General features: G+C 71.1%; 16 protein-coding genes. 5 read left to right on the forward strand and 11 right to left on the reverse strand.

Features of this window, described 5'->3' with window-relative positions:
• Positions 1-151: 151 nt before the first annotated feature.
• Positions 152-481, reverse strand: a complete 330-nt coding sequence (locus ACEU5R_RS04910; protein WP_158658406.1) for an SH3 domain-containing protein — start codon at positions 479-481, stop codon at positions 152-154.
• Positions 482-557: 76 nt separating this feature from the next.
• The gene (locus ACEU5R_RS04915; protein WP_392409302.1) at positions 558-1,961 is read right to left on the reverse strand and encodes a hypothetical protein; all 1,404 of its coding nucleotides are present in this window, start codon (positions 1,959-1,961) and stop codon (positions 558-560) included.
• 181 nt (positions 1,962-2,142) lie between these two features.
• Here ACEU5R_RS04915 and ACEU5R_RS04920 point away from each other — a divergent pair, with 181 nt between their 5' ends.
• Positions 2,143-2,619, forward strand: coding sequence for a DUF2946 family protein (locus tag ACEU5R_RS04920; protein ID WP_158658405.1), 477 nt, complete (start codon positions 2,143-2,145; stop codon positions 2,617-2,619).
• 129 nt (positions 2,620-2,748) lie between these two features.
• Positions 2,749-4,830 carry a TonB-dependent copper receptor gene (locus ACEU5R_RS04925; RefSeq protein ID WP_392409303.1) on the forward strand — a complete coding sequence of 694 codons (2,082 nt, stop codon included), beginning with the start codon at positions 2,749-2,751 and terminating at the stop codon, positions 4,828-4,830.
• Positions 4,831-5,026: 196 nt separating this feature from the next.
• Here ACEU5R_RS04925 and ACEU5R_RS04930 read toward each other — a convergent pair whose 3' ends face one another.
• The 6 genes from ACEU5R_RS04930 to ACEU5R_RS04955 form a co-directional block, all read right to left on the reverse strand.
• A complete protein-coding gene (locus ACEU5R_RS04930; RefSeq protein WP_392409304.1) occupies positions 5,027-6,556 on the reverse strand; it encodes a hypothetical protein in 1,530 nt (509 codons plus the stop codon).
• A gap of 108 nt (positions 6,557-6,664) precedes the next feature.
• Complete coding sequence (locus ACEU5R_RS04935) at positions 6,665-7,513, reverse strand: ABC transporter permease (protein ID WP_392409305.1); 849 nt, start codon at positions 7,511-7,513, stop codon at positions 6,665-6,667.
• Positions 7,510-8,700, reverse strand: a complete 1,191-nt coding sequence (locus ACEU5R_RS04940) for an ABC transporter substrate-binding protein (protein ID WP_392409306.1) — start codon at positions 8,698-8,700, stop codon at positions 7,510-7,512. Before ACEU5R_RS04940 ends, ACEU5R_RS04935 begins: the two co-directional genes overlap by 4 nt.
• Before the next feature lie 34 nt (positions 8,701-8,734).
• A complete protein-coding gene (locus tag ACEU5R_RS04945; RefSeq protein WP_392409308.1) occupies positions 8,735-9,550 on the reverse strand; it encodes an ABC transporter ATP-binding protein in 816 nt (271 codons plus the stop codon).
• Entirely contained in the window at positions 9,547-10,677 is a 1,131-nt protein-coding gene (locus ACEU5R_RS04950) for an acyl-CoA dehydrogenase family protein (protein ID WP_392409309.1), read from the reverse strand. Before ACEU5R_RS04950 ends, ACEU5R_RS04945 begins: the two co-directional genes overlap by 4 nt.
• Complete coding sequence (locus tag ACEU5R_RS04955; protein ID WP_392409310.1) at positions 10,674-11,231, reverse strand: carboxymuconolactone decarboxylase family protein; 558 nt, start codon at positions 11,229-11,231, stop codon at positions 10,674-10,676. Before ACEU5R_RS04955 ends, ACEU5R_RS04950 begins: the two co-directional genes overlap by 4 nt.
• A gap of 199 nt (positions 11,232-11,430) precedes the next feature.
• Here ACEU5R_RS04955 and ACEU5R_RS04960 point away from each other — a divergent pair, with 199 nt between their 5' ends.
• Positions 11,431-12,339 (forward strand): cupin domain-containing protein, encoded by a 909-nt coding sequence (locus ACEU5R_RS04960; RefSeq protein WP_392409311.1) that lies wholly within the window; start codon positions 11,431-11,433, stop codon positions 12,337-12,339.
• A 24-nt stretch (positions 12,340-12,363) separates the two neighbouring features.
• Here the strand turns inward: ACEU5R_RS04960 and ACEU5R_RS04965 are convergent, their stop codons facing one another.
• From ACEU5R_RS04965 to ACEU5R_RS04975, 3 genes are read right to left on the reverse strand one after another with little or no spacing between them, the layout of a single operon-like run.
• Positions 12,364-13,188, reverse strand: a complete 825-nt coding sequence (locus ACEU5R_RS04965) for an alpha/beta fold hydrolase (RefSeq protein WP_103276459.1) — start codon at positions 13,186-13,188, stop codon at positions 12,364-12,366.
• Positions 13,189-13,199: 11 nt separating this feature from the next.
• The gene (locus tag ACEU5R_RS04970) at positions 13,200-14,495 is read right to left on the reverse strand and encodes an O-acetylhomoserine aminocarboxypropyltransferase/cysteine synthase family protein (RefSeq protein WP_212314644.1); all 1,296 of its coding nucleotides are present in this window, start codon (positions 14,493-14,495) and stop codon (positions 13,200-13,202) included.
• Between the two features lie 42 nt (positions 14,496-14,537).
• The gene (locus ACEU5R_RS04975; protein WP_392409312.1) at positions 14,538-15,674 is read right to left on the reverse strand and encodes an aminotransferase class V-fold PLP-dependent enzyme; all 1,137 of its coding nucleotides are present in this window, start codon (positions 15,672-15,674) and stop codon (positions 14,538-14,540) included.
• A gap of 212 nt (positions 15,675-15,886) precedes the next feature.
• Between ACEU5R_RS04975 and ACEU5R_RS04980 the strand changes: the two genes are divergently transcribed.
• Entirely contained in the window at positions 15,887-16,930 is a 1,044-nt protein-coding gene (locus ACEU5R_RS04980) for an amino acid ABC transporter substrate-binding protein (RefSeq protein ID WP_212314639.1), read from the forward strand.
• Between the two features lie 55 nt (positions 16,931-16,985).
• Positions 16,986-19,184, forward strand: coding sequence for an ABC transporter permease subunit (locus ACEU5R_RS04985; RefSeq protein WP_392409313.1), 2,199 nt, complete (start codon positions 16,986-16,988; stop codon positions 19,182-19,184).
• Positions 19,185-19,193: the final 9 nt, after the last annotated feature.

A 19,193-nucleotide genomic window follows, 5' to 3' on the forward strand; every position in this document is an offset into this window, starting at 1 on the left:
CGCGATATCCTCAACGCGCCGGACATAACCAGACCGCGACCCAAGCATGCCGTTCCTTGTCGACCTTGCCCGAAGCAAGGCGGAATTGAAAACTGGCGCATGGTAGGTCGGGCAGATGACCCCGGCGTGACAGGTGCCACGCGGGCAGGCTTCAGGCCGTCACAGTGCGCGTCTTCTCGGCCGGAATCCATCCGCTGCGGCCACGCGCCGCATCGCGCGCATGCAGCCAGGCGCCCTGGATGCCCAGCACCTCCAGGTGATCGCCCGGCGCCACGTCCAGTTCGGTCGGGTTGTAGTCCGCCGCGAGCGCGCCGTCGCGCAGCATGTGGACGTAGACATAGGTGTCGCGTCCCTGGATGCGGCAGGCATGCCAGTCGAAGAACTCGTCGCAGGGCGCCAGCAAGTCCACGGCCGTGCCCTGCGGGTAGGTCGGAAAAAGGCCCTCGTTGGCGTGGGCGGTGGTGACGATGACGTGCAGCATGAAGGCTCCGGCAAATGTTGCGGCCCGCCGCGCAATGCACCGGGCAATACCGCAGTGTAGCGGCCGCCCCCTACGCTCAATCCAGCGGATAGCGCAGGATCGCCGTCCGGCCCTCGCGCAGCGCGAGCGTCAGCACGCCCTCGCCGGCTTCGTCAAGGCCGAGCAATCCCTCTTCCTGGCCGGGCGACAGCTGGAACGGCCGCCAGTTGCGGCCCTGGTCACGGGTATGGAAATAGGCGCAGGTGCCGCCCTCGGGCGAGAACAGCAGCTCGGCGCAGGCCAGCACCATCCAGCCCTCGCGCCCGAACCAGGCCCGGCCGATACGGCTGGGCGTGCCCCGCAGCAGGGGCGCGGCGGCCACGCCATGCCATTCCCGGGACGCCGGGTCCAGCTGATAGATCTGGCCGCCCGACGCCTGGCGCAGCGCGCCGCCGGCGTCAGCACGGGATGCGCCTGACGCGTCCTGGAACGGCGCCGGCGCCGCCGCCTGCTGGATGCGGAAGGCCGGAGGCGCTCCGTCCTGGAAGGCGATCTCGAAACGGCGCGTCTCGATGAGCTGCGGCGCTTGCGCGCCGGTCTGCACGCGCACGCGCCAGCTCCAGCCGACGGCCTGCGTTTCGCCCAGCGAATACAGCGACCAGCGATATTCCAGCCGGTCCGCCTGCCCCAGTCCACGCGTCCTTTCGGCCTGCGCGTCGAAGGCCTTGCCGTAGGCGCCGGCATCCGGCCACACCTGTTCCATGATGGTCGCCGCCTGCCAGCGCCGGGCGCCATCCTCGGTATAGAGCAGCCGCTCTCCGCCGTCGCGCGATTCCAGCGCCACCGCCCGCGTCTCGCTGAGGAACAGCGCGCGCCGTTCGGGCGCGCCCAGCGCGACCTGGGCATCGTAGGACCAGCGCAGCCCCTGGTCCTCGGAACGAAAGACCCCGCCGGCGGCCTGGGGCTGATCCGAGCCGGACCGATGCAGCGCCTCGGTCACCAGGAACAACGTGCGGCCTTGCGGCGTGCTGACCAGCCCGGCGCCGGCGTCGGCGGCGATCGAGGCGCGCAGCGTGAAGACCCCGGTGCCATCGCCGCTGTAGACCAGGCTGCGCGCCCCGCTGGCCGCGAAGGCGGACACGGCCGGATCCGGCGCATCGGCCTGGGCCTGCCCGCCGTCGACCGCGCCTGTCTGCGCCATCGCGGCGCGCTGCCCGCGCGCGAGCGCCTGCAAACCCGGCTCATCGGCGTCCAGCACCTGCGCGCGCGCCAGTCCGGCCGGATCCCAGCTCGCCTTGCTCATCGTGCCGACCAGCAGCTGGCGCTCGCCGTAGCGGTACAGGTCGGCGCGCGCATGCGCCGCCAGCGGCGGGCCGTCCAGCTCGCCGATCACTTCGCTGCGCGTCAGCGCCGGCCCTTGCGGCAGCAGCTGATAGCCGCCATAGGCCAGCACGGCGGCGGCCGCGATGGCGGCCGCGCCGGCCAGCAATCTGATGTTCATTGCGCGTGGGATCCCCGTCTGTATGCGGCGGGACGTCAGGCAGGCCGGACGCCCCGCGAATTTGCGTGACTATAGCGCGCGGCGCGCCGGCGCGCGTGCGCCATGACGCAGCGCAAGCGCGGCCTGCGCGGCTGCGCCGCCCACGCGCGTCTCAGAGCGTGTATCAGATAGAATGCGACGCATGTCCAATCCGCCGTCACGCCTCGCCACGGGATCGCACGCACGCTTCCTGCTGTGCCTGCTCGCCTTGGCGACCGTGCTGCGCGCACTGGTGCCGGTCGGCTACATGCCGGACGCCGCCGCGCTGCGCCAGGGCCGCCTGCAAATCAGCTTCTGCTCGGCCGCCGGCGGTCCGCCCAGCGTGATGACGGCGCTGATGGACGCGCGCGCGCCATCCCCGGCCATGTCCGACATGTCCGCGATGTCCGATCCGCGCGACGGCGGACACGCCGGCCAGGCCGATGACGCCGCCCAGGAATGCCCGTTCTGGATGGTGGCGCACCAGACCCTGGACCTGCCGCCGCTGCCCTATCTGCCGGCCTTGCCCGCCGCCGCCGTGGCCTCGGTCGCGCCGCCGGCGCCGCTGTCCCTGCCGCCGCTGCCCGCGGCCGGCCCGCCGCTGGGGCCGCGCGCCCCGCCTGTCCCGTCCCTGGCCTGATCGCACGATCCGCGCGCGCCCGCGCGCTTTTCCGGCCGCCGTACCCTCCGCCTGCCTTTCGCCGCCTTGCGCCGCATTCACGGTCCACGACCCGCGCGCGCGGCGTCGGCACGCGCGCGGCCGTCCGACATGCAAAGACAGAGACGCACCGTCATGCAGAACCCGAGTTTCGAATTTCCCCGCGCCCTGGCGCTGGCCACGGCCCTGGCCGCCATCTTCCCCGCCGCCCGCGCCCAGCAGGCGCCCGCCTTCGACATGGATCCGGTGGTCATCACCGCCGTCGCGCCCGATTCGCCGCTGACCTTCATCACCAATCCCAAGACGCCGCGCCAGCCGCTGCCGGCCAGCGACGGCACCGACTACCTGAAGACCATTCCCGGCTTCTCGGCCATCCGCAATGGCGGCACCAACGGCGATCCGGTGCTGCGCGGCATGTTCGGTTCGCGCCTGAACATCCTGACCAACGGCAGCGCCATGCCCGGCGCCTGCCCGGCGCGCATGGACGCGCCCAGCTCCTATATCTCGCCCGAGACCTTCGACCAGCTCACCGTCATCAAGGGACCGCAGACCGTGCTGTGGGGCCCCGGCGCCTCGGCCGGCACCGTGCGCTTCGACCGCGACACGCCGCGCTTCACCGAGGCCGGCGTGCGCTTCGACGGCAGCCTGACCGGCGGCTCGTTCGGCCGCAATGACCAGACCGCCGACTTCACTGCCGGCAACGAAAGCGTCTACGTGCGCGTCACCGGCAACCACTCGCACTCGCAGGACTACAAGGACGGCAACGGCCTGCGCGTGCCCTCGCGCTGGGACAAGTGGAACACCGACCTGGCCCTGGGCTTCACGCCGGACGCCGACACGCTGTTCGAGCTGACCGCCGGCACCGGCGACGGCGAGGCGCGTTACGCCGGCCGGGGCATGGACGGCTCGAAGTTCAAGCGCGAGAGCTTCGGGCTGCGCTTCGAGAAGCGCAACCTCGGCGCCACGCTGGAAAAGATCGAGGCCCAGCTCTACTACAACTACGCCGACCATGTGATGGACAACTACACGCTGCGCCGGCCCGATCCGAACGGCCCCATGCCGATGGCCATGGCAGCCGACGTGGACCGCGCCACCTGGGGCGGCCGCGTCGCCGCCACGCTCAAGCTGGCCGATGCGCTGTCCATGACCGGCGGGCTGGACTTCCAGCAGAGCCGCCACCGTGGCCGCAGCGGCACCGACACGAACTCGTATCGCAACCAGTCGTGGGAAAAGGACGCCGAATTCAGCAACGTCGGCCTGTTCTCGGAACTGACCTGGCGCGCGTCCGAACGTGGCCGCCTGATCGGCGGCGCGCGCGTGGACCGGGCCTCGGCCAAGGACTTCCGTCCCACCTCGGGCCACATGATGATGATGCCCAATCCCACCGCCGGCCAGCGTCGCGACAGCACGCTGCCCAGCGGCTTCCTGCGCTACGAGCAGGACCTGGAGAACCTGCCGGCCACCTGGTATGTAGGCCTGGGCCATGTGCAGCGCTTCCCCGACTACTGGGAGCTGTTCTCGCCCGGCAGGGGCCCGGCCGGCTCGGTCAACGCCTTCGACGCGATCAAGCCCGAAAAGACCACGCAGCTGGATGTGGGCATGCAGTACCGCGGCGACAAGGTCGACGCCTGGGTGTCCGGCTATGCCGGCTACGTGCGGGACTTCATCCTGTTCGACTACCGCCCGGGCGGCATGATGGGACCGACCTCGCAGGCCTCGAACGTGAACGCGCGCATCGCCGGCGGCGAGCTGGGCGCGTCGTGGAAGGTCGCGCCGTCGTGGACCCTGGGCGCCACCCTGGCCTATGCCTGGGGCGAGAACCGCAGCGACGGCCGCGCCCTGCCCCAGATCCCGCCGCTGGAAGCCAAGCTCAGCGCCGCCTACGACGACGGCGTCTGGTCCGCCGGCGCGCTCTGGCGCCTGGTCGCGCCGCAGAAGCGCTACGCGCTCAACAGCGGCAACGTGGTCGGCCAGGACTTCGGCCCCAGCGCGGGCTTCGGCGTGTTCTCGCTGAACGCGGGCTATGCCATCAGCAAGCAGGTCAAGCTGTCGCTGGGCGTGGACAACCTGTTCGACAAGGCCTATGCCGAGCACCTGAACCTGGCCGGCGACGCCGGCTTCGGCTTCCCCGGCCACTCGCGGGTCAATGAACCCGGCCGCAGCGTGTGGGCGCGGGTCAGCGTCAAGTACTGAGACGCCGGCGCGCGCTACCCTTTCGTCGCCTGAACGGGCGTATTCCCGCAACGACGAAAATCCTGGTTGATCCGGCCGCACCGGACGGAGCGGTCCTTCCTGCCGAGGACCGCTCCGTTCCGGAAGCGCAAGCCTGCCCCGGATTGAGCGGCCATACAGGAGTGCCGCCCCGTGAACGACATGGAAGAATGATGGCCTATCCCGCCACGGGCCCGGAACACGTCACCCTGTACACCTGCCAGTCAATCAGGCTGTACAGCACATGCAGCCTGAAGCCGGGAAGATTCCACAGGAAGTAGCCGGTGTCCTCGGCCACGCCGTGCGCGTCCGGATCCCTGCCCACGCGCGGGATGATGTCCTCGAGCCTGGTGGAGAACGCCAGGCCGAAGGGCAGCGGCCCCGGGTATCCCGCGCTGTCCATGTCGCCGGCCCGGTTCACGCGGTAGCCGGCAAGAACGGTCGTGCCCGCGTCCGCGCCATCGCGGAAATACAGGCTCAGGCCGTGGGACTTCAGGTAGCGAAAGAACTCATCGCCGCGCCCGGCCTCGTCCCGTGCGTCCCGATTCCACGCCAGCGGCGCCAGGGCCGCCTGCAGTTTGGCGTCATCCACGGCCAGGCCGATGGCCGCGTTCAACTTTTCCAGGTCCGGCGCGTTCCGGGATGCTTCCGATGAAGCGGCGCCGATCATCTCCAGATCGTAGCGATTCGGCCTGCGCACGTGCACGATGGCGACGCGGCTGGCGTCCGCCGTGTAGCTGATGTTCAGATGCCAGTCCTTGTCGACCCAGAGTTCCGCCGGCAGTCCATGCAGCACGCGGCGGGCGATCGGGGCGGAGAGCTTTTCCTGAACCTGCGCCGGTCCGTCGGCGAAGCGCAAGCCGAAAGGAAGCTCGCCCTGGAATCCGGCGCGGCCGGAAACACCCGGGCCGTAGAAGGCCGCCTGCTTGAGGACGTAGCCCTGCCCCGCAGCTTCGGCGGAAAACAGCCGGCCGTGGTTTTCCCGGCTTTCGTAGATCAACGCAACGCCGTGCCGCTCGTTCTCGTCGATCTCGCTCAGGCGCGCCTCGCGCAGCGTCTCGTCCGACGCGGCGCCATGGCCGTCAACGCCAGGGGCCGCATGCGGACGGTCGTGGATGCCATGCTGGTCCAGCCAGGCGCCAAAGGCGGCGTCGTCCGGCGATGCGCCCAGGAAGGACAGCAGTTCCGGGGCGGACAGCGGCTGCGCGGTCGCACTCGGTGTTTCGGCGGCAACGGCCTGGAGCTCGATGTTGAATCGCTTGGCGCTATGGACGTTGGGCCGGGTGAACCTGAATGTGTCGATCTTCCGCCCTTTCCTGCCATAGAACACGATGATCAGGAAGGCATCCCGGCGGTAGGTCTGGACCTCTGCCTTCGGGTCTTCGTCCAGGGCCCTACCCAGCGCCGCGTCCACCTGCTGCCGCTCCATGGCCAGCGACAGGCCGAAAGGCAGCTCCCCCAGGTATCCCTGGTGCACATCGAAGGACTCCAGCGTGAACCCGCCGTCGCCCACGGGCTCCCGGACATTCCTGCCCATGTAGGATTCGGTGGGATCGAATTCCAGCGACACCAGCTTGTCCTGGGTGCGCACCCGGGTGGTCGAGTCGCCCTTGGGCATCTTCTTCATGCCCAGGCCCAGCATGCAATCCTGCAGCGCGGCGCTTGCCGAGGTGTGGCCGATGAGCGGGACAAGCGTGCTGATGGTCATGGGTTCATGCCTGAAATGGGAATGCGCCGCCAGGGCGCCGCGCGGGATGGAGCCATAGCGTACAGGCTATGGCCCGAATCACGAAACGCGCCCCGTCGCGGCCAGCGACTAACGGCTCCAGCGCCGATACAGCGCCCGCGCCGCCGCGTCCAGCAGGAAGCCCAGCAGCCCGATCAACAGCACCATCGCCATCAATTCGGGATAGGCCAGCCGGTCGCGCGTATCCAGGATGAAATAGCCCATGCCGGCCGACACGCCCAGCATCTCGCAGGGCACCAACACGATCCACAGGATGCCGATGGCCAGCCGCAGGCCGGTCAGGATGTGGCCCAGCACGCCCGGCAGGATCACATGGCACAGCGTTTCCCAGCGGGTCGCGGCCACGCTCTGCGCCAGCAGCAGCCAGCGCGGATCCAGGTGATGCACGCCGGCGGCGGTGTTGAGCACGATGGGCCAGACGGCGGCGAAGGCCAGCAGGAAGTACACCGGATCATCGCCCACGCCGAAGGCCATCACGGCGATCGGCATCCAGGACAGCGGCGAGATCATGCGCAGGAACTGCATGGCGGGCGACAGCGCCGCCTCCAGCCGTCGGAAGCTGCCGATGGCCAGCCCCAGCGGCACGCCCACGGCCAGCGCCAGCCCCAGGCCCACCGCGATGCGGCGCAGGCTGACCAGGATGTGGCCTGGCAGGTCCGGGCCGGTCAGCAGCATGGCCAGCGCGCTCAAGGTCGGGCCGGGCGCGAAACGCCGCGCCATCGCGCCTTCGGCCGGCAGCACGGCGGTGCATAGCCACCAGGCCAGCGCCACGACCGCCAGCCCCAGCACGCCCAGGCCGGCGCGGCTGGCCAGCCCCGGCGGCCGGGTGCCGGTACGGGCGCGCGCGGCTGGCGCCGTTGCGCCCGATCCCGACGCTGCCGCAGCCGCGCCCGCCGCCGTGGACGGCGTCCCGCTCACGCCTGCACCTGCTCGCTGCGGACGTAGCTCTCGGGAAAGCCGAAGCGCCCCAATCCGCCAGCAGCCTCGATGGCGCGCTTGACGTAGCGGTCGTCGACCAGCTCGGCGGCCGCGCGCGCCGGATCCAGCGTCGCCAGGAAGCCCCGGTCGGCCTCGATCAGCGTATCGCGCAGCCGGCGCACCAGTTCCTCGGTGTAGCTCGGGAAGGGATAGGGCTGGAAGTCGATGCGACGCTCGTCCCAGTCGCCATGGCGGATCGCGCCGCTGGCCAGGTAGCGCTCGCGGTCCTCGGGCGGCGGCGCCAGCACTTTGCTCAGGGCCGGCAGGCCGTGCGGCGTATAGCGGTTGATGCCTTCCTTGGACAGCAGCCTGGCGGTTTCCTCGCGGTTGTCGCGGATCCAGAGCTGGGCCTGCACGATGGCATCCACCACCTTCTGCGACCACTGCGGCCGCTGTTCCAGGTCGCGCTCGTGCATGAACACCACGCAGCAAGCGTGGTTGCGCCAGACGTCGCCGGTGAAGCGCAGCACCTTGCCCACGCCCAGCGTCTCGGCCGCGGCGTTGAAGGGCTCGGCCACGATGTAGCCGGCGATGCGCTTCTGCGCCAGCGCCGGCGGCATGTCGGCCGGCGCCATCACGATCAGGTTGACCTCGCCCGCCGCCGGCGCGCCGTCCTTGCGCGACACCGGCGTCAAGCCGTTCTCGCGCAGCAGGTATTGCAGCACCACGTTATGGATGGAATACCAGAACGGGATCGCCACGGTCTTGCCGCCCAGGTCCTTGACGCTGTTGATCTCCGGCGTCACCGTCAGGCCGGAGCCGCCGACGTGGTTCCACGCCACCACCTTGGCCGGCACCTGGCTGCCGAAGCGCGCCCAGACGGTCATGGGCGACAGCAGGTGCACCACGTTGACCTGCCCCGAGATGAAGGCCTCGATCACCTGCGCCCAGCTGCGCAGCAGCGTGGGCTTCTCGGCCTTGACGCCGGCCTTGTCGAACAGGCCGTTGTTGTGCGCCACCAGCAGCGGCGCGGCGTCGGTGATCGGCAGATAGCCGATGCGCACCGGCGCGTCGGGCTCGGCCTGGGCGCGCGCGTTGAAGGCGGACAGCAACGACGCCGCCCCGCCCGCGCTCAGCAGCGCCGTCAGTTTCAACCAGTCGCGACGCGACATGTGTTCCAGGCACATTCCTAGGCTCCTTGTGTCTTGCTCTGATGGGGGGTCAAACAGATACCGCCGGTTCGGACGCCGCGCGTCCGGCCCGCAGCGCGCCGCGCAGGCGGGACAGGATTTCCAGGCGCAGCGCGCCCATTTCGGGCAGCAGGTCGGCGCGCGGCTGCGGCAGGTCCACGGCCCATTCGCCCAGCACGCCGCCGGGCGCGCCGCCCAGCAGCACGATGCGGTCGGCCAGCAGCAGCGCCTCGTCGATATCGTGGGTGATCAGCAGCGCGGCGGCGCCGACGTCGGCCACCACCTTGCGCAGCAGCGTCTGCATCTCGGCGCGCGTGACCTCGTCCAGCGCCCCGAACGGCTCGTCCAGCAGCAGCACCGCCGGCTGGCGGGCCAGGCAGCGCGCCAGCGCGGTGCGCTGCGCCATGCCGCCGGACAGCTGCGCCGGCCGCAGCTGGCGGGCGTGCGACAGGCCGACTTCCTCGATGGCCAGGTCCACGCGCCGCGCGCGCTCGCGCGCATCCAGCGCCGGCTGATGCTTGAAGTCCAGGCCGAAGGCCACGTTGCGTTCCAGCGTCAGCCAGGGCAAGAGGCCCGGATCCTGGAACGCCACGGCCACGCGCGGATGCACGCCGGCCAGCGGCTGGCCTTCCATGTCGAGCGTGCCGGCGCTGGGCGCCTGCAGCCCGGCCAGCACGCGCAGCAGGCTGGACTTGCCGGCCCCGCTGGCGCCCAGCACGGCCAGCACCTCGCCGCGCGCCAGGTCCAGGTTCACGTCCTGGAACACGGCGGCGTCGGCGCCCGGATAGCGCAGCGTCAGGCCGCGCGCGCGCAGCACCGGCACGCCGCCGCTCATGTCGTCACTCATGCCGCCGCCTCGGCGGCCAGCCGGGCCCGGCGCTTGGCCAGCTCGGTCTTCAACTGCACCAGGCTGGGCGTGACGATGGGCAGGAAGGCGGCCTCGCGCCAGCGCCGCGCGAAGCCATCGCCGGCCGGCTTCAGGTAGGCCGCGCCGCCGCTGGCCTGCAGCTCCAGCTGCACTGCCTGCTGCGCCGCCTCGGCCAGCGCGATGCGGACCTCGAACAGCAGCCAGGGCTCGGCCACGTAGCGGCCCTCGCGCACGCCGGCGATGAGCTGGTCCGACAGGTATTCGACCTGGGCCTGCAGCTGCGCCAGCGGCTCGGCCAGGATGCCGCGCGCGCCCTGCCCCTGCCCCGCCTTCGCGGCCTGGCGCAGCGCGCGCCGGGCCAGGCCGATGGACAGGCCGCATTGCAGCCCGGCGAAGGCCGGCCGCGCCTGCGGCAGGTACTGGCGGGCGTCGGCATGGATCAGCCAGCGCGGACTGATGCGCACGCCCTTCACTTCCAGCGCCGCCGTATTGCTCGATTGCAGGCCCAGCAGGCGCAGGTCGGCGCTGCGCGTCAGGCCGGCGATGCCCTGCGGCAGCGCCACCACGGCCGGCGTGCCGTCCGGCGCGGTCACGGCCGCCGCCACCAGGAAGCCGTCCGGGCGTAGATTGGTGACCCAGGGCATGCGGCCGTCCAGCACCCAGTCGTCGCCGTCCTGGCGCGCCGAGATCTGCAGCGACTCGATGCCGCTGAGGAACTTCATGGCGTTGGACAGCGCCGTGGCGCCGGCCAGCTCGCCGCGCAGCAGCGGGCCGGTCCAGTCGCGCGCCAGCGCCTGGTTCGGACTGTGCAGCAGGTATTCGATGAAGACGCGCTGGCCCCAGGCCACGAAGGCCGCCGCCACGGAATGCTCGGCCAGCTGCGACACCGCCTCGATGGCGTCGCCGGCATCGCTGCCTTCCAGGCCGCCCTGGCTGGCGGGCACGCCCAGCCGGAACACGCCGGCCTCGGCCAGCCTGGGCAGGACCGAGGCGGGATCCTCGGCGCCTTCGTCCAGCGCCTGGGCATGCGCGTCCAGCCAGTCGCGCAGCTCGGCCGGCAGCCAGGAACGCGCGCCGGTATCGGTAAGCGCCTGCGTCGCCGTCATTGCTTGGGGCTCCAGGCGTAGTCGGCCAGCTGCGTATTGAGCGGCGTCTGCGCCAGGTTGTTGCCGAAATTGCAGATGGTGGCCAGGCCCACGCCGACGATCACTTCCAGCGCGTTGCCGTCGGTGTAGCCGGCCTCGCGCAGCGCCTGCAGCTCGGCGTCGCTGACGCGGCCGCGCGTGGTGATGACGGCCTCGGTGAAGGCGGCCAGCGCCTGCAGCCGCGCGTCGGGCAGCGTGCCCTGGGCGCGCAGCGCCTCGACCACCTCGGGCGAGAGCTTGGCCTTGTTGCGGGCCAGCGCCGTATGGCCGGCCACGCAGAAGGTGCAGCCGTGGCGCGTGCCGGCCACCAGTTGCACCACTTCGCGCTCCTGCAGCGTCAGCCCGGCGCGGGCGTTGATCTGCGACAGCGTCTGATAGGCCTCCAGGGCCGCCGGCGCATTGGCCAGCACGCCCAGCAGGTTCGACAGGTAGCCGGCGCCCTGTTCGGCGGCGCTCAGGGCGGGACGGACGGCTTCAGGCGCGCTTTGCGCGGTATGGATGGTCAGACGGGCCATGTGGATCTCCAGGTGCGGATTGCAAAACCGTATTGTGCGTATGCCCGGCGGCGGGCGACAATGCCCGCTGATCGCAACTTGATGCTCGAACTTATCGACTTTCAGCTATGCGCTTATAACCCGGGCGCATGGCGCATCATCCTCTCAAACTGCTATTGTGCCTGCGCCGTATCAGATGGCCGGGTTTTTCCGGAACGCCTTGTCCCAGCCCGCCCACGACCGATCCGCCGCCGACGCGCTGCTGCTGTCCAGCCTGGACGTGCGCTCCAGCCTCTATCACCTGGGCCAGTATTGCGGCGCCTGGAACGCCAGCACCAGCGGCCGCGCGCGCGCCAGCTTCCACCTGATCCTGCACGGCGATTGCCGCGTGGACCTGGCAACCGAAAGCCTGGCGCTGGCCGCCGGCGACGGCATCTTCTTCCTGCGCGACCTGCCGCACACGCTGATGCCCGCCGGCGCCACGCCCGCGGACCCGTCCCGGGGCATGCAGCCGCTGGAACCGCGCCGCCCCGACGGCACCGGCCTGGCCTGCGGCTTCTTCGAATTCCGTTCCGGGCTGGACGGCCTGCTGGCAGACGCCCTGCCCGATTATCTGCTATTGCGCGCCAGCGACGCGCGCTATGCCGCCGCGCGCGGCGTGTTCCAGCTGATCCTGGACGAGACCGCCGATCCGGCCGCCTCGCCGCTGGTGCTGGAGCGGCTGACCGACCTGCTCATCTTCTTCATGCTGCGCCATCTGGCGGCGCGCGACCCGCAAGCGCACGGCCTGCTGGTGCTGGCGCGCGACCCGGCCATGGCCGGGCTGCTGCAGGCCATCCTGGCCGAGCCGGCGCTGCCCTGGAGCCTGCAGGACATGGCCGACCGGCTGCACATGTCCAAGGCCACCTTCCACCGCCGTTTCACGCTGCACAGCGGCACCACGCCCGCCCAGCTGCTGCAGGCGCTGCGCATGCGCGCCGCCCGCAGGCTGCTGGAACAAGGCGCGGGCATCCAGGAAGCCGCCGAGCGCGTGGGCTACCAGTCGCAGGCGGCCTTCAGCCGCGCCTTCCAGCGCGCCGAGGGCATGGCGCCGTCAGCCTGCCGCAAGCGCCAGGCCGGCGCCGCCTGAGCGGACGGGCCGGCCCTTCCCGCCTCAGGACAGGCCCAGCAGCAGAGCCGAGAGCTGATCCGGATGCGTGATGTGCGCCTCGTGCGGCGCGGCCAGGTCGACCCAGTTCCAGCCCGGTTGCGACTTGACCAGCTTGCGCGAGGCCTCCAGCACGCCCAGCTCGGGCTGGGTGCAGTGGATGTAGGTGCGCGGCCGGCCGTTGCCGATCGGATGCTTGAGCGTGAGCGGCGTGGTGTAGCTGGCCAGCGGATGCGCGGTCAGGCGGCGCTTGACCCAGGCGTGGTCGGCGCTGCCTTCCTTGAAACCCCAGGCCGCTGGAATCGGATCCGGGATCGGCACCGCCAGTCCGTCGGTGGCCTTGGAGGCCGCCGCGATGCGCGCATCGGCGTCGGCCTGCGGATAGACCGAGAACGCGTTCTGGCCGCTCTGCAGCACGATCGCGTCGAAGTACACCAGGTGCGCCAGCCGTTCCGGAATCCGGTCGGCCACGCCCGTGATCGGGATCCCGCCGAAGCTGTGGCCCACCAGGATCACGTCGTTCAGCTCCTCGGTCTGGATGACCTGCACCAGGTCCTCGACGAAGGTATCGATGGTGATGCTGCGGGACAGCAGGTGGGCGCGATCGCCCATGCCGGTATAGCTGGGCGCGTACACCCGGTGGCCGGCCGCCGCCAGGCGCTCGGCCACCGGCCGCCAGCACCAGCCGCCATGCCAGGAGCCATGCGCCAGCACATAGGTCTTGCCGCCGGCGTCCTTGCCGGCGGCGCCCTGCCTGCCGGCCGCCAGCGCGGGCGCGGCGGCCACGGCGGGCAGGCCCGCCACCAGCTTCAGCAGGGTTCTGCGTTGCATCATCGCCATCGTCACACCTGCGCCAGGGCCTGGTCCAGATCGGCGATCAGGTCGTCGATGTGCTCGATGCCGATCGACAGGCGCACGGTTTCCTCGCGCACGCCGGCCTTTTGCAGCTCTTCGGGATTGAGCTGGCGGTGCGTGGTGGACGCCGGATGCGTGGCCAGCGACTTAGCGTCGCCGATGTTGACCAGTCGGGTGAACAGCTGCAGCGCGTCCTGGAAGCGCGCGCCGGCCTCGCGGCCGCCCTTCACGCCGAAGGTGAACAGGCCCGGCGCCTTGCCGCCCAGGTACTTCTGCACCAGGGCGTGGTCGGCGTGGTCCGGCAGGCCGGCGTAGTTGACCCATTCGACCTTGGGATGCTCGCGCAGGAAGCCGGCGACCTTGACCGCGTTCTCGACGATGCGGTCCACCCGCAGCGCCAGCGTCTCGATGCCCTGCAGGATCTGGAAGGAATTGAACGGCGAGATCGCCGCGCCGGTATTGCGCAGCGGCACCACGCGGGCGCGGCCGATATAGGCGGCCGGGCCGAAGGCCTCGGTATAGACCACGCCGTGATAGCTGATGTCGGGTTCGTTCAGGCGCTTGAAGCGGGCCTTGTGCTCGGCCCAGGGGAACTTGCCCGAGTCGATGATGGCGCCGCCCAGGCTGGTGCCATGGCCGCCCAGGTACTTGGTCAGCGACTGCACCACGATGTCCGCGCCGTGCTCGATCGGACGCAGCAGGTACGGCGAGGGCACGGTGTTGTCGACGATCAGCGGCAGGCCGTGGCGGTGCGCCAGCTCGGCCAGCGCGGCGATGTCGGTGATGTTGCCCAGCGGGTTGCCGACGGACTCGGCGAAGATCGCCTTGGTGCGTTCGTTGATCTGCTTCTCGAACGAGCCGATATCGCGCGGATCCGCGAAGCGCGTGGTGATGCCGTACTGCGGCAGCGTGTGGGCGAACAGGTTGTAGGTGCCGCCGTACAGCGTGCTGGACGAGACGATGTTGTCGCCCGCCTCGGCGATGGTCAGGATCGCGTAGGTCACGGCGGCCTGGCCCGAGGCCAGCGCCAGCGCGGCGATGCCGCCTTCCAGCGCCGCGACGCGCTGTTCCAGCACGTCGGTGGTCGGGTTCATGATGCGGGTGTAGATATTGCCCGCGACCTTCAGGTCGAACAGGTCGGCGCCGTGCTGCGTGTCGTCGAACGCGTAGGCCACGGTCTGGTAGATCGGCACCGCCACCGCGCGGGTGGTGGGATCGGGCCGGTAGCCGCCATGCACGGCCACGGTTTCCAGACGCCAATTGGGTTTCTTGCTGTCGCTCATCTGCTTCTCCTCGGAACGATTGCGTTGATGCGAAAGGTTTTCCTAGACCCATCCGCGCGCGGCGCGCAGGATGCGGTCCACATCCTCGTGGTTGTTATAGGCGCCCAATGACAGGCGCACGTAACCATACTCCACAATGCTGGCCACCACCCCGGCCTCGGCCAGATGGGCCAGCGCGGCCGCCGGATCGGGCAGGCGCAGCGCCGTGGTGGTGCTGCGCATGGACGCGTCGGCCGGCGACACCACGTCCAGGCCCAGGCCGCGCAGGCCGTCGGCCAGCGCGCGCGACAATTCCAGCGCCCAGGGCTCGATGCGCGCCGGGTCGGCCTGCTCGATCAGGTCCAGCGCTCCGGCCCAGCCGGCGATGCCGGGGTAATTCAGATTGCCGGTCTCCAGCCGCCGCGCGTCCTGGCGGTCGGGCGCGGCGACGCGCCACTCGGGTCCGGACTTGTCCAGCGACAGGCCGCCGGACGGCCCCAGGTACGGCGGATCCAGCGCGTCCAGCAGCGCCGGCGACAGATGCAGGAAGCCCACGCCCAGCGGGCCGAGCAGGCCCTTGTGCGCGCCGCAGGCGAACGCGTCCACGCCCCAGTCGTCGACCCGCGCGCGCAGCAGGCCGGCGCCCTGTATGCCGTCCACCACCAGCCAGATGTCCCGGGCCGCGCAGCGCCGGCCCAGTTCCGCGATGTCGCTGCGCAAGCCCGTGGCGTACTGCACCCAGGACAGCGCGACCAGCCGCGTGCGCGCATCCACGCGCGCCCAGATATCGTCCACGGTGTAGCGATGTCCGCCCGACGAGGCCACGCGCACGTCCACGCCACGCCGGCGCAGGCTCAGCCACGGCAGCGCGTTCGAAGGATGCTCCTGGTCGTCCACGACCAGGTTGTCGCCTTCCCGCCAGGGCAGGCCCTGGGCCACGGTGTTCAGCCCCTCCGTCGTGTTCTTGGTAAAGGCCAGCCGGCGCGCGTCGCCGCCGATCAGCCGGGCCAGGCGCGCGCGCAGCGCGTCGGCATCGGCCAGCCAGCCCGGCTTGTCGCTGCGCGCATGGGCGATGCCGTCGAAGAAATCGGCCACCGCCGAGGCCACCTTGGGCGACAGCGGACTGGTGTAGGCGATGTTGGCGTAGACGCGGTCCCGCGTGATGGGAAAGAACTGCCTGAACTCATCCTGCCAACGCATGCGCCATCTGCTCCACAACAAGAAAGGACCGGCGCCAGCGCCGGCGGGCCCGCCACGGGGAACGGGCCTCGGATGCTGGGAATTGTAGGGACGTGAACACGATAACGATAAGGCTTAGTGCTCATATCCATATGACGAGACAGTCGCTCGATTCCCGCGCGGCCACACCTAGAATGCATGCCTTTCTTGCATACGACGAATACAGGACAGGCATGAAGGCACGACGCATCGGCATCAATTTCCTCATCAAGGCCACGACGGGCGCGGCGGCGGCGCTGGCCATGGCCGGCGCGGCGCAGGCCGGCCCCACGGTGGACGCCATCAAGAAGCGCGGCGAGCTGGTCTGCGGCGTGAGCCAGGGCTCGGCCGGCCTGTCCATCGCCGACGCGCAGGGCCGCTGGACCGGCCTGGACGCCGACCTGTGCCGCGCGCTGGCCGCCGCCGTGCTGGGCGACGCGTCCAAGACCCGCTTCGTGCCGCTCAGTTCGCAGCAACGCTTTCCGGCGCTGCAAAGCGGCGAGATCGACGTGCTGAACCGCAACACCACCATCACCTCGGGCCGCGACGCCGGCCTGGGCATCGTCTCGGCCGGCATCGTGTTCTACGACGGCCAGGGCTTCATGGTGCCGAAGAAGCTGGGCGTCAAGAGCGCCGCCGAACTGGACGGCGCGCAGGTCTGCGTGCAGCCGGGCACCGTCAACGAACAGAACCTGGTCGATTACTTCAAGAAGCGCAAGCTGTCGTACCGGCCGGTGGTGATCGAGAACCTGGTTGAGCTGGAACAGGCCTTCTACGCGGGCCGCTGCGACGTCTATCTGTCAGACGCGTCCACGCTGGCCGCCAGCCGCGCCGCGCGCGCCGCCAATCCGGACGACTTCGTCATCCTGCCCGAGCGCATCAACAAGTCGCCGCTCGGCCCCTTCGTGCGCCAGGACGACCCCAACTGGAGCGCCATCGTGCGCTGGACCGTCAACGCGCTGGTGGCCGCCGAGGAACTGGGCGTCACCGCCGCCAACGCCGACAGCCAGGCGCAGGGCGCGGACGCGCAGGTGCGCCGCCTGCTGGGCGCGGAGCCCGGCATCGGCAAGAGCTTCGGCCTGGACGAGCATTGGGCGCGCAACGCCATCAAGGCCGTCGGCAACTACGGCGAGGTGTGGAACCGCAACCTGGGCGCGGCCACGCCGCTGAAGCTGGAGCGCGGACTGAACGCGCAATGGAACCAGGGCGGCCTGCTGTACTCGCCGCCGTTCCAATGACGCGCGCTGGCGCCGTCCGGCGCGCGCCTTCGGCGCGAATCGGACGCGGCGCGCCATGAGCGCGCTCGTCCTGCCGGCCGCGCCGCGCCGCTGGCCCGCCGCGCTGGCCTGGATCCTGGGCCTGGGCGGGCTGGCCGCGCTGCTGGCGCTGCAGATCGAATCCGTGCAGGCCGCGCGCGGCGTGCACGGCGGCTTTGGCTTCCTGTTCCAGGCCTCGGGCTTTCGCATCTCGGAAAGCCTGCTCGATGTGCTGCCCGAGGATCCCTACTGGATGTCGCTGGCGGCCGGCCTGGTCAACACGCTGACGGTGGCGCTGGCCGCCCTGCCCCTGGCCACGCTGCTGGGCGTGGCGCTGGGCCTCGCACGCCTGTCGCCCGATCCGGTGGCGTCGCGGCTGGCGGCCGTCCTCATCGCGCCACTGCGCAACACCCCGGTGCTGTTGCAGCTCTTCGTCTGGTACGGCCTGCTGCTGCGCCTGCCCGACGCGCGCCAGGCCTGGGAGCCGCTGCCGTCGGTGCTGCTGTCCAATCGCGGACTGGCGCTGCCGGCGCTGCACGGCTGGCTGCCGCAAGCGGCGAGCCTGATTGTCGCCATGTTGATCGCGGGCTGGGCGATTCGACGCCGGCGGCTCGCGGCGGACGGACCCGCGCATCGTGGACACGTTCTGCTCATCCGCGTCGCGCCCTGGCTGGCGCTGGCCGGCCTGCTGCTCGCCTGGACCCTCCTGCCCGCGCCCATCGTCGAACTGCCAGTCCGGCGCGGACTGGGCCTGCAAGGCGGCTGGCAGCCCAGCATCGAATTCGCCACGCTGGTCATCGGCCTGTCGGTGTTCCATGCCGCCTATATCGCCGACATCGTGCGCGCCTCGGTGCGCGCGGTGCCGGCGGGGCTGGTCGAGGCCGGACAGGCGCTGGCGCTATCGCGCCTGGATATCCTGCGCCTGGTCGTCGCGCCCAACGCCGCGCGCGTGGCGCTGCCGCCTTACGCCAACCAGTGCCTGGCGCTGATCAAGAACAGCACGCTGGCCATCGCCATCGGCTACCAGGACCTGATGGCCGTCATCAACACCGCCATCACGCAGACCGGCCTGGCGCTGGAAGGCATCTCGCTGGCGCTGGCGGCCTATCTGGGCCTGGCCCTGGCGCTGGGCGGCGCGCTGTCCGCGTGGAACGCGCGCAGCGCCCGGCATGGTCCGGGCGATCTGCACGGCGCGCGCCTGGGCGAACGCCCCGCGCTGCTTGCCACCCTTGCTGGGCAAGGCGGCGGGCGCTGGGCGCGGCGCCTGGCCAGGACGGCCGCGCTGCTGGCGGCGCTGCTCGCCGCCGGCTCGCTCGCCGACTGGGCCTTGCTCAACGCAATCTGGCGCGGCGACGCGGCGGCCTGCGCGCAAGCCGCCGGCGCCTGCTGGGCCGCCGTGGGCGAGAACCTGCCATTGCTGTTGTTCGGCGCGATGCAGCCGGCGCATCGCGCCCCCGCCCTGGTCGCCTGCGCCGCGCTGCTGCTGGCGGTCGCCGTGGCGCTGGGCGCGGGCCGGCTGTCCGGACGGATACGCGCCGGCGTCGCCATCGCCGCGCTGGCGCTTGCCGCCGGCGCGCTGTCCGGCTGGCCCTGGGGCGGCGAGGCCATCGGCCCGCTGCGCTGGGGCGGCCTGCTGGTCACGCTGATCCTGGCGATCGCGGCGCTGTTGGCCGCCGTGCCGCTGGCGGCCGGTCTGGCGCTGCTGCGCCGCTCGTCCAGCCCCGCCGGCTCGTTCGCCGCCGCCACGCTGATCGAGGCCGTGCGCGGCGTGCCGTTGGTCACACAGTTGCTGTTCGCGTCCTTCGTGCTGCCCATGCTGCTGGGCGGCGGCGTGTCCAAGTTCAGCATGGCGCTGGCCGCGCTGACGCTGCACACCGCCTGCCTGCTGGCCGAGGTGCTGCGCGGCGCGCTGCAGGCCATCCCGCCGGGCCAGATGGCGGCGGCGCGCGCGCTGGGCATGGGCTCCGCCCTGGCCTACCAGGCCGTGATCTGGCCGCAGGCCCGGCGCATCGCCGCGCCGGCGGCGCTGGGCGTGTTCGTGGGCGCGGTCAAGGATACCTCGCTGGTCAGCATCATCGGCGTGTTCGACGTGCTGGGCGCGGCCAAGGCCGTGGTGGCCGGCACGGCCTGGCGGCCCTATCACGTCGAGGTCTACCTGGCGGTGGCCGCGCTGTACTTCGCGGCCAGCCTGGCGCTGTCGCGGGTGGCCCGGGCGATGGAGACGGGACGGCTCTGAACGGCCGGC

Source organism: Achromobacter sp. 413638, assembly GCF_043119405.1.
Lineage (GTDB): Bacteria > Pseudomonadota > Gammaproteobacteria > Burkholderiales > Burkholderiaceae_B > Achromobacter.

Excerpts from the sequence above, each read along its gene's own strand:
- ACEU5R_RS04910 (WP_158658406.1), bottom strand. The coding sequence starts at position 481 with ATGCTGCACGTCATCGTCACCACCGCCCACGCCAACGAGGGCCTTTTT.
- ACEU5R_RS04915 (WP_392409302.1), bottom strand. The coding sequence starts at position 1,961 with ATGAACATCAGATTGCTGGCCGGCGCGGCCGCCATCGCGGCCGCCGCC.
- ACEU5R_RS04920 (WP_158658405.1), top strand. The coding sequence starts at position 2,143 with ATGTCCAATCCGCCGTCACGCCTCGCCACGGGATCGCACGCACGCTTC.
- ACEU5R_RS04925 (WP_392409303.1), top strand. The coding sequence starts at position 2,749 with ATGCAAAGACAGAGACGCACCGTCATGCAGAACCCGAGTTTCGAATTT.
- ACEU5R_RS04930 (WP_392409304.1), bottom strand. The coding sequence starts at position 6,556 with ATGACCATCAGCACGCTTGTCCCGCTCATCGGCCACACCTCGGCAAGC.
- ACEU5R_RS04940 (WP_392409306.1), bottom strand. The coding sequence starts at position 8,700 with ATGTGCCTGGAACACATGTCGCGTCGCGACTGGTTGAAACTGACGGCG.
- ACEU5R_RS04945 (WP_392409308.1), bottom strand. The coding sequence starts at position 9,550 with ATGAGTGACGACATGAGCGGCGGCGTGCCGGTGCTGCGCGCGCGCGGC.
- ACEU5R_RS04950 (WP_392409309.1), bottom strand. The coding sequence starts at position 10,677 with ATGACGGCGACGCAGGCGCTTACCGATACCGGCGCGCGTTCCTGGCTG.
- ACEU5R_RS04955 (WP_392409310.1), bottom strand. The coding sequence starts at position 11,231 with ATGGCCCGTCTGACCATCCATACCGCGCAAAGCGCGCCTGAAGCCGTC.
- ACEU5R_RS04965 (WP_103276459.1), bottom strand. The coding sequence starts at position 13,188 with ATGCAACGCAGAACCCTGCTGAAGCTGGTGGCGGGCCTGCCCGCCGTG.
- ACEU5R_RS04970 (WP_212314644.1), bottom strand. The coding sequence starts at position 14,495 with ATGAGCGACAGCAAGAAACCCAATTGGCGTCTGGAAACCGTGGCCGTG.
- ACEU5R_RS04975 (WP_392409312.1), bottom strand. The coding sequence starts at position 15,674 with ATGCGTTGGCAGGATGAGTTCAGGCAGTTCTTTCCCATCACGCGGGAC.
- ACEU5R_RS04980 (WP_212314639.1), top strand. The coding sequence starts at position 15,887 with ATGAAGGCACGACGCATCGGCATCAATTTCCTCATCAAGGCCACGACG.
- ACEU5R_RS04985 (WP_392409313.1), top strand. The coding sequence starts at position 16,986 with ATGAGCGCGCTCGTCCTGCCGGCCGCGCCGCGCCGCTGGCCCGCCGCG.